The organism is Gordonia aichiensis NBRC 108223, from assembly GCF_000332975.1.
Lineage (GTDB): Bacteria > Actinomycetota > Actinomycetes > Mycobacteriales > Mycobacteriaceae > Gordonia > Gordonia aichiensis.
Genome location: NZ_BANR01000041.1, coordinates 1 through 9,000, shown reverse-complemented (window position 1 = coordinate 9,000; position 9,000 = coordinate 1). Strand labels below are relative to the sequence as shown.

10 protein-coding genes are annotated in these 9,000 nt (G+C 61.2%); 1 reads left to right on the top strand and 9 read right to left on the bottom strand.

The window, feature by feature from the left end; all coding sequences use genetic code 11:
* The 8 genes from GOACH_RS21910 to GOACH_RS21875 all read right to left on the bottom strand — a co-directional run.
* The coding region (locus GOACH_RS21910; RefSeq protein ID WP_005180105.1) for an acetaldehyde dehydrogenase (acetylating) at positions 1-881 on the bottom strand (881 nt) is incomplete at its 3' end.
* On the bottom strand, positions 878-1,705 hold the full coding sequence (locus tag GOACH_RS21905) for a 2-keto-4-pentenoate hydratase (RefSeq protein ID WP_005180103.1): 828 nt from the start codon (positions 1,703-1,705) through the stop codon (positions 878-880). The genes GOACH_RS21905 and GOACH_RS21910, both read right to left, overlap by 4 nt.
* The gene (locus GOACH_RS21900; RefSeq protein ID WP_005180101.1) at positions 1,702-2,745 is read right to left on the bottom strand and encodes an amidohydrolase family protein; all 1,044 of its coding nucleotides are present in this window, start codon (positions 2,743-2,745) and stop codon (positions 1,702-1,704) included. Before GOACH_RS21900 ends, GOACH_RS21905 begins: the two co-directional genes overlap by 4 nt.
* 3 nt (positions 2,746-2,748) lie before the next feature.
* On the bottom strand, positions 2,749-3,270 hold the full coding sequence (locus GOACH_RS21895) for a 3-hydroxyanthranilate 3,4-dioxygenase (protein ID WP_005180099.1): 522 nt from the start codon (positions 3,268-3,270) through the stop codon (positions 2,749-2,751).
* A gap of 11 nt (positions 3,271-3,281) precedes the next feature.
* Positions 3,282-3,758 (bottom strand): RidA family protein, encoded by a 477-nt coding sequence (locus GOACH_RS21890; protein WP_052004101.1) that lies wholly within the window; start codon positions 3,756-3,758, stop codon positions 3,282-3,284.
* Complete coding sequence (locus GOACH_RS21885; protein ID WP_005180094.1) at positions 3,710-4,480, bottom strand: 2-keto-4-pentenoate hydratase; 771 nt, start codon at positions 4,478-4,480, stop codon at positions 3,710-3,712. Before GOACH_RS21885 ends, GOACH_RS21890 begins: the two co-directional genes overlap by 49 nt.
* 22 nt (positions 4,481-4,502) lie before the next feature.
* Positions 4,503-5,975: a 2-hydroxymuconic semialdehyde dehydrogenase gene (locus GOACH_RS21880; protein ID WP_005180092.1), complete on the bottom strand. Its 1,473-nt coding sequence runs from the start codon at positions 5,973-5,975 to the stop codon at positions 4,503-4,505.
* Between the two features lie 46 nt (positions 5,976-6,021).
* The gene (locus tag GOACH_RS21875; protein WP_040519521.1) at positions 6,022-7,686 is read right to left on the bottom strand and encodes a thiamine pyrophosphate-binding protein; all 1,665 of its coding nucleotides are present in this window, start codon (positions 7,684-7,686) and stop codon (positions 6,022-6,024) included.
* Between the two features lie 83 nt (positions 7,687-7,769).
* On the opposite strand from GOACH_RS21875, the gene GOACH_RS23555 reads away from it, so the two are divergent.
* The gene (locus tag GOACH_RS23555) at positions 7,770-8,717 is read left to right on the top strand and encodes a LysR family transcriptional regulator (RefSeq protein ID WP_040519519.1); all 948 of its coding nucleotides are present in this window, start codon (positions 7,770-7,772) and stop codon (positions 8,715-8,717) included.
* Positions 8,718-8,738: 21 nt separating this feature from the next.
* Here the strand turns inward: GOACH_RS23555 and GOACH_RS24100 are convergent.
* Positions 8,739-9,000: type 2 periplasmic-binding domain-containing protein (locus GOACH_RS24100; protein WP_005180086.1), on the bottom strand; the 262-nt coding region annotated here is incomplete at its 5' end.

The window sequence follows — 9,000 nt, the reverse complement described above, 5'->3', positions numbered from 1 at the left end:
CCCCTAATGTCGAGGTTTCCCGCATATGCGGGAAGATAGTGAGCAGCGCCTTCGACCTCAAGAAAGACCGTTACTTTCCACAGATCAGCGCCGACTGGTTGCCCGCTGGTGAGAGTGGCAATGCTGTCTGACGGGTCTAGACGAGCAAACTGCACCTGCTGCTTGAGTCGATAACCGGGCACGTACTCAGCCACCCTCACGGCCATCCCACGAACAGATGCTCGAATGGCTTCCTGATCAGGGCTAGTGACGAGTGCCAGCACGGTATCGCGCATAATCAGCGGCGGGTCAGCGGGATTCAGCACGATAATCGCTTTTCCGTGTGCGGCGCCGCCGACGACCTCGATCGCACGCGCTGTGGTCTCGGTGAACTCATCTATGTTGGCGCGGGTCCCCGGACCTGCCGACTTGGATGCGATTGAGGCGACTATCTCGGCGTAATGCACTGTGGTGACCGCGCCTATCGCTGCGACAATCGGAATCGTCGCCTGCCCACCACAGGTCACCATGTTCACGATCTGCGCGTCGAGATGCTCGTCGAGATTGACCGGCGGCACGACGAACGGCCCCAGCGCAGCGGGAGTGAGATCGATGAGCCGCTTGCCGTAAGGCTTGAGTACCTCAACATTGACCCTATGCGCATCAGCGGACGTTGCGTCGAAGATGATCGAGATGTCGTCAAATGCAGGGTGTTCGACAAGGCCCCTGACCCCGTTGTCGACGGTATCGACCCCGAGCCTTCGCGCACGTGCGAGGCCTTCGGATGCGGGATCGATGCCCACCAGTACGGCGATCTCGAGATTACGGGCGAGGCGCTTGATCTTTATGACCAGATCGGTGCCAATGTTGCCTGAACCGATCACTGCAACTTTCGTCGTCATGAGACAGACCCTCTCTGTCGCGCATCATTAGAATCGAATTGTGCTGTGACCGAACCTAATCCAGTGATACTTGCGGTGATGGTTGTTCCCTCCGTCACCGCGACCATCGGTCCCAATGCTCCCGACAGCACGACGTCACCGCTACGCAGAGGTTGGCCATGATCACGGAGTGTGGTCGCGAGCCATCGCAGAGCCTCGAGGGGGTCTCCGAGACAATCCGCCCCCGTCCCCGTCGACGCAGGCCGACCATCGACCTCCATCATCATCTGCGTCGCCATCGGCTCGAAATCGGCCAGACCGCGAGGTTGCGTACCGAGAACAAAGAGCCCGCTCGACGCATTGTCGGCTACTGTGTCGAAAAACGTTATGTCCCAGTTCTCTATTCGACTGTCGACGATCTCGAGCGCCGCTACGGCATGATCGACCGCCCCACGAACACGCGAGTGGTCAATCACCCCGTCCTCGAGGCCTTCTCTCATCACGAAGGCGATCTCGGCTTCGATCCGTGGCGCGATCAGGCCGCTTAGGTCAATGGGAGTATCGGGTTCACGCCGCATGTCGTCCAGCAACACGCCGAAATCGGGTTGGTCGACCCCGAGCTGCCGCTGCACCGCGAGCGAGGTGAGGCCCACTTTGTGTCCTACCATCCGGGCCCCGCGTGCAATGCGCTCGGCAATGATCTTCTGTTGGATCGCATAGGCGCCAGCCGTAGACCTGTCGGCCACGAGATCCCGCACCGGTCCTGTGGGAACAGCATTCTCATACGCCGAGCGCAGACGCTCGAACGCCATTGTCGTCATCGCGGTGTGCCGAGCCGTGGTCATGCGCTCCTCCCCAATCCAGAGGTCGGCGTACTCCCACCCAGGAACACAAGTGCGTTTTCGCTTGCGATTTGACGTCGTTGGCGCTCGTCGAGAAAGGCTGAGCGACGGACCACATCTCCAACCGGGCGTTCTCCCAACGGATAGGGATAGTCGCTGCCGACCAACACACGATCAGCTCCAACAGTGTCGACGAGTACCCTTAGTGCTCGGTCGTCGAAGACAACCGAATCGACGTAGAAACGTCCGATGTAATGCGAAGGCGGGTACGCGGAGGTACCAACGACATCATTTCGTTGTTGCCACGCGTTTTCGACTCGTCCGAGCCAGAAGGCGAATGACCCACCGCCGTGGGCGAATGCGATCCGGAGACGTGGATCGATGACATCGAAGCCACCGCCCAGAATCAGGGCAAGGATCGACAGGTGCGTCTCAGACGGCATACCGACCAGCCACTGCCCCATCCAGCGGTTGAGTCGGGACGTGGACTGCATGTCCCAAGGGTGGACGAAGACTGGTACATCCAGCGCGGCACAGTGCTGGAGAAACGTGACAACACCCGCGCTGTCGAGATCGTGGTCCCCGACATGGTTACCGATCTCGACCCCGCGGTGACCGTTTGCGATGCACCGCTCGAGTTCGCGACACGCGAGATCGGTGTCGTGTAATGGCACCTGGCAGAAGGGGATCAGCCGATCTGGGCAGGGTTCGACGATCGAGAGCGCGAGATCGTTGAAGATGCGCGCAACTTTTGCCGCGGAATCAGGCGCTAGGTCGTACCCGAAGAAGGCCGGAGTCGGTGAGACCACCTGGCGGGCAACACCATCCGCGTTCATGTCACGCACTCGAGTTTCCGCGTCCCATGCCGTGGATTTGATGTGACGGAACTCCCGTGTCCCCATCTTGATGATCGCGTCCGATTCACTGACGATGTCGAGCCAGAGCGCATCAGGCCCTGCTTCGTCGCGTAGGTCAGGCCAGCCACGAGGCACGTAATGTGTGTGAACGTCGATAATCCCGTCTTCGCCGCCTATATCCTCCATATCTCAGCCCTTTCCCGGATGCAGGGCGCCGCAGCTTTCGCAGGTGCGGGCGGATTCGTCGTCGTAGAACTGCGTGAAAACCGGCGGTAGGTCGGAGACAATGTCACGCACCTGCAATTCGACTTCGTGGATCAAGGCCGTGCATTCCGCGCAGTACCACTGGAACTTCTCGAGCGTCCCCTCACGGCGGACCCGCTCGATGACGACGCCGATCGACTCGGGGTCCGGCCGCTGCGGCGAGTGTGGGATGTTGGCGGGCAGCAGCCACGCCTCTCCCGCTCGGATACGGACGGTGCGGGGGCCGTCTGCTGTCATGAGGTTTACGTGCATATCGCCCTGGACCTGGTAGAACCATTCCTCATAGGGGTCGAGGTGAAAGTCGGTGCGCTGGTTGGGGCCACCAACGACCTGCACGATGAAGTCATCTCCGAGTGATATTGTCTGATTGTTGACCGGTGGCGCCAGCAGGTGCCGATTCTTGTCGATCCACGATCCGAAGTCGATAACCGGTGGAATGGTACTCATGTTGTCCTTCCTCATGCCGGGCGCGGCAGGGTGGGTAGATGTGCCACCGCCTGCATTTCAATCAGGAGATGCGGGTGGGGCAGCTGATGTACGGCGACGGTCGTTCGGGTGGGCCCCGCCTCGTCGAGCAACTCTGCGTAGACCTCGTTGTAACCGGCGAAGTCATTCATGGAGACGAGATAGGTGGTCACCTGCACCAGGTCTGTGAGTTCAGCCCCGACCTCACGGAGGATGGCCTCTATGGTCGTGATCACGGCGCGGGTCTGGGCACGGATGTCTAGGAACGTCGTCCCCATCTCGTCGACGCGTACGCCGACGAAGGTGTTGTCCCGTCTTCTCGAACTCGTGCCCGAAACATAGATGTAGTCACCAGCGACCTTCACATGAGGAAATCTGCCGCGGGGCACCGCAAGTCCGTCGATAACACGGGCGCTCTGCGTCACTGGTTGACTCCGATCTCGACACTGCCCAAACCTTCGACGACGCATCGGACTCGACCGGCAACAAGTGGAACAGCAGCGGTCGCAGCGCCTGCGAGAACCACATCCCCGGCACGCAAAGTTATATGACGATGCCGCGCAAGGCCGAGCAGCCTACGGACGGCGTTCATCGGATCGTCGAGAATAGCGGTGGTTGATCCGTCTACCACCGCGTCGCCTGCCGTGAGTCGTACAGCGCGATCAGCGAGTTCGCGTGGTGCTCGCCACGCTCCCACCGCATAGGCTGCAGCAGAAGTGTTGTCAGCGATGACGTCGGTATAGGTGAATCGGAAATCGCGGTAGCGCGAGTCGATGATCTCCATAGCCGGCGCCACGGCGTCTATGCATGAGTCAGCGTCACACTCCGGCCCATCCGGATCGATGTCCGAGCGGATGCGGTATGCGACCTCGGGCTCAACCTTTGGATGAATGAAGCGTTCGAGATCCAGATGTGCGCCGTCGGCGATCGCCATCGCGTCAGTGAGGCGCCCAACGATCACTTCTGATACGCCCATCTGCTCCATTTTCGCCAACGAAGTGAACCCGAGTTTCACACCCGTCAAGCGCTCGCCGCGCCTACAACGTCGCGCAACCAGAGCATCTTGGATTGCATACGCGGTGTCGACATCGATGTCGACGTCAACGGCGAGGCTGCTGATGTCGGCGCGCAGAACCTGGGCGTCGTCGAGACGACGCGCGATTCGGCCTACGTCTGTGGTCGTGGTGGTCATTCGGTGTCCTCTCCTTGTTGCATCACAGCTGGACGCAGACGTTGGTCGGTTCGGTGTAGAAGTGCAGAGAAGATTCGCCGCCTTCTCGTCCGATCCCCGAAAGGCCAGCACCCCCGAACGGTGAACGCAGCTCACGGGCGAACCATGTGTTGACCCACGAAATGCCGACGCGCATCTTCTGGGCCACTCGGTGCCCCCGCCGTAAGTCGTTGGTCCATACCGCAGCGGCGAGGCCGTAGTCGGTGTCGTTGGCCAGTTCCACTGCTTCGTCCTCTGTATCGAATGGGACCAGTGCTGCGACAGGACCGAAGATCTCCTCCCGCATAACACGGTGAGTGTTGGCCAAACCCGTCCACAGTGTCGGCTCGATCCACGCGCCGCCGTCAAGCTCCTCGCCGAGCCGGGGTATCCCTCCACCCGTCAGTAGCTTCGCACCTCCCTCTTCTGCGAGTCGGAAATACCCGAGTACCTTGTCCCGATGCGATTGCGAGATCAGCGGGCCCGTTGTGGTCTCCGGTCGCCGCGGATCGCCCAACCGCAGCGAGGCGGCATGCTCGGCGAGACCGGCCGCAACGGCGTCGAAGGCGTTGCGCTGCACATAGATTCGCTCGGTACACAAACATACCTGACCTGTGTTGGTGAACACTGAACGAGCCAGACCTGCAACTGTCTCTTCGACGTCGATGTCGTCGAACACAACGGCAGCGTTCTTTCCTCCCAGCTCGAACGACACCGGTCGCACGCGGGGCGCAACTGTCGCCATCACACGGGCCCCGGTCGACGACGAGCCGGTAAACGTGACACCATCGATCAGTGGATGAGCAGTCAGGAAGTGACCTGCCGAGTCGCTGCCGAACCCGTGGACCACGTTGTAGGTGCCATTCGGCGCACCGGCGTCTCTGATCACCTCGGCGAGGAGCGTCGCGGTGGCAGGCGTCTCCTCACTAGGCTTGACGACAACTGCGTTGCCACATGCCAACGCGGGAGCCACCTTCCAGGTGAGAAGGAGAAGCGGCAGGTTCCAAGGGACGATTACTGCGACCACTCCGAGCGGCTTGCGGACCGCGTAGTTCAGGGCGCGGGTGCCATCGGGTAGATCGGTAAGAAAAGACTCCTGTCCCGCGGCCGCGACGATGTCGGCGAAGGCCCGGAAATTGGCAATCGCTCGAGCGACGTCGAGCGTCCGGGTAGACACGACAGGTTTGCCAGTGTCTGCCGATTCCGCAGAGACAAAGTCCTCGAAGCGCGCCTCGATCCCGTCGGCAATCCTCCGAAGAAGCTCGGTACGTTGACGGACAGGCGTGTCGGGCCAGCCTCTTGCCAGCGCGGTGCGCGCTGCCACGACAGCGCAGTCGACCAACTCCTGGTCAGCCTCGGCGACCCGAGAGAGGACCTGACCCGTAGCAGGATCGATCCGGTCAAATGCCTTGTCGGGGTTCGGATCGACGAAACGGCCATCGACGAAGTTCCGAACCCAGTCTGTCCCTGCAGTCATAGCTATCCTTCTTTCTGGGCGTGAGGTGAGGCCGAGGCTCATGGCGTCAGTGCCCGAATGCCTCATGAAGCCACCACGCCGCCTCGTGTGACGTGACCTTCGCGTCGATCACCAGAGGCCGCTCCGGTCCCTCGGCGAGCCACCGCTCAACTACGGAAAGGTCTTCTACAGTCCGCACGGTGGCCGCGTGGCACCCGTAACCCCGGGCGATCGCAGCGAGGTCGGTGTCGGGGAACGTGACGGTGTCAAGGGGCACTTGCTCGTTCGCGAAGTGGTGAACCTCGGCACCGTACATCGCATCGTCGTAGATGATGATGAGCATCGGGAGTTGGAGCCGTACGGCGGTCTCCATCTCCGAGATCCCCATAAGAAACCCGCCGTCACCGCAGCAAACAACCGGAAGCCGTTCTGGCCGTGCGAGAGCCGCCCCCACGCCAGTCGCCAGTCCCAACCCAACGGACTGAAACGCCTGCGTGAAGCAGAACCCGTACTCGTCGGGAACATCAAGATACATGCTTGGGTAGCCAAGGAAATTGCCAGAGTCGACGGAGACAATCCGTTCGGATGGCAGCATGCGATTGATCTCGACGCTCAACGTGCGCGGATCGATTCTGCCGTCGCCGGTCCTATCCTGGAACTCAAGCTGATTCCATCGAAGCCCGGCCGCAATGCGGTCTTTCACTTCGGCCGTTCGATAACCCTCGCGATCGGATTCGTTGGACTTCTTGATCCACCGCGATACCGCCTCTGCGGTCTCAGTAACCCCTCCGACGAGACCGAGGGTCACGTCCCGGTGTTTGCCGATTGCCAACCGATCGATATCGACCTGCACAACTGCAGCATCATCTGCGATGAGCCGGCCGTGCCGCATAGTCCACATGTTCAGCGCGCAACCGAACCCCACAACGAGGTCAGCGCTGCCGATGAGATCTGCCGTGACAGGCGAGCTGAACCCTCCCGAAACGTCAATACTCCACGGGTCATCGACGAACAATCCCCGTGCAACTGCCGACGTAGCGAGCAATGCACCGCAGTGCTCACCCAGCTGACGCAGAGCCTGTCTTGCCCCGGCAGATCGGCTACCGCGGCCGGCGATGAACACAGGCCTGCGGGATTCCAGGAGCAGCCGGCCGAAACGCTCGATGTCCGATGCTGCGGGCTGCCCCGCCGTGGCCATCTGACGCGATCGGATCAACTCTTGATCAGGTATCGGCATGTCCTGCACGTCGAGCGGAATATTGAGCACAACGGTTCGGTTCCCCTCCCGGCACATCTGGAAGGCGCGGATGACATCGTCGCGAGCAGTGCGCGGAGACCGCACACCCATGGCGACGGCACCGATCCCGGTTGCCATCCCCCGCTGGTCGATGTAGAAGTTCGACGACGGTTCGGTCGCCTCCGCCGTCAAGACCAAAAGAGGGGTGCCACTCTTGGCGGCCTCGGCGATGCCGGTGAGCGCGTTGGTGAACCCGCAGCCCTGATGCAACGAGAGGATGCCCACCTCATCCGACATTCGAGCGTAGGCGTCTGCCATCGTCGCGGCGCCACCCTCGTGCCGGGCCGCTACAAACCGAGCGCCCCTCGCGACGAGGGATGTGGTCACATGAAAGTTGCCGCTGCCGACCACGCCGAACACCGTGCGAACGCCGAGGTCGACCAGCGTGTCCGCGATCGCTTCGCGGACCAACGGGACGATTGGAGAGTTGCTCATATCGATGAGTGTGCTCACCCAGACAGATCAAAACCAATATCGAATTGAGCAGCAATATCTCAGAAAGCATATATGATTCGGCCATGGAACCCGACCGAATGCTCGACGGACGACTGAAGATCCGCCACCTCGTCGTTCTGACAGCCCTCGCTGACGAAGGAAGCATGGTGCGGGCCGCAGCCACGCTTGGCTCGAGCCAGCCCGCAATCACTCGCGCTCTTCGTGAAGCCGAGGCAGTCGTGGGAGCCCCGCTGTTCCACCGCCGTCCGCGAGGTATGGCGCCTACAGAAGTAGGTCAGATCTTTCTCGAGGCGGCTCGAAGCGCACTAGGAGCACTGCGATCCGCCGCCGAGGAGATTGACGAGTTCTGTCGCGTGGGTGCTCGCCCCGTCCGCGTTGGGACGAACCTGGCGAGCGCGTATTCGTTACTGCCCCACGCTTTGATTGCACTTAAACGGACACACCCGTCTATCTCGGTGTCAGTGACGGAAGGCTCCCCAGATGATTTGGCGGTGGCTCTCAGGCGCGGTGACATCGACATGGTGGTGGGCCGGCTCGACAGTGGGATAACCTCCGCGACAACTCATTCGATCCGACTTTACGATGAGCCAGTCCGCCTCATTGTCCGGTCAGAGCATCCTGCGACCGCATTGCGCGACGCACATATTGCCGATGTGATCGACTATCCCTGGATCCTCCCGCAGCGCGCGACGCGACTGCGTGGCGACGTGGAAGAACTTTTCCATCGAGCAGGCCTGAGTCTGCCCGGTAATGTGATCGAGTGTTCCACTGTCGTGACGCTGCGGCCAATTCTCCTCGAGACGGACGCAATCGCCCCGCTGCCGATGCTGATCGGTGTCAATGACGAGGAACTGGCGGTCTTACCCACGCAGCTGCCTACCGTTCCCCGGTCGATCGGTGTCACCGTAGTCGCAGACAAGCCCGCAAGCGACAGTGTCCGAACACTATTCGACATCGTCGTCGAGATCGGCCGGGCAATCGCTCGGGACCACTATCCCGGGCAGGTCTGATCACTCGGGCTTCACTGATCCTCATCCATTCTCGATCTCGTCGGCCACGTCGCGCAGGTGGTCGATAAGCAACTCCACGGGACCGGTCGGGCGCACGGCACGCAGGTGAGTTATTCCAATTTCTGGGGACACTGTATCGAGGAGCGTTGGTAATAGCGTGAAGTCAGCCTCGTCCACACCTACGTGCATCGGAACAAGCGCAAGAGAGTCGGTCGCTCGCAGGATTGCGCAGGTAGCGAGATGCGATGAACATTCCATCACATTCCGCGGTAGCCCTCTGGGG

Bases quoted from the DNA above. Each gene is read 5' to 3' on its own strand.
- GOACH_RS21890 (WP_052004101.1), bottom strand. From the start codon at position 3,758: ATGCGTCGTCGAAGGTTTGGGCAGTGTCGAGATCGGAGTCAACCAGTG.
- GOACH_RS21880 (WP_005180092.1), bottom strand. From the start codon at position 5,975: ATGACTGCAGGGACAGACTGGGTTCGGAACTTCGTCGATGGCCGTTTC.
- GOACH_RS21900 (WP_005180101.1), bottom strand. From the start codon at position 2,745: ATGGAGGATATAGGCGGCGAAGACGGGATTATCGACGTTCACACACAT.
- GOACH_RS23555 (WP_040519519.1), top strand. From the start codon at position 7,770: ATGGAACCCGACCGAATGCTCGACGGACGACTGAAGATCCGCCACCTC.
- GOACH_RS21905 (WP_005180103.1), bottom strand. From the start codon at position 1,705: ATGACCACGGCTCGGCACACCGCGATGACGACAATGGCGTTCGAGCGT.
- GOACH_RS21875 (WP_040519521.1), bottom strand. From the start codon at position 7,686: ATGAGCAACTCTCCAATCGTCCCGTTGGTCCGCGAAGCGATCGCGGAC.
- GOACH_RS21895 (WP_005180099.1), bottom strand. From the start codon at position 3,270: ATGAGTACCATTCCACCGGTTATCGACTTCGGATCGTGGATCGACAAG.
- GOACH_RS21885 (WP_005180094.1), bottom strand. From the start codon at position 4,480: ATGACCACCACGACCACAGACGTAGGCCGAATCGCGCGTCGTCTCGAC.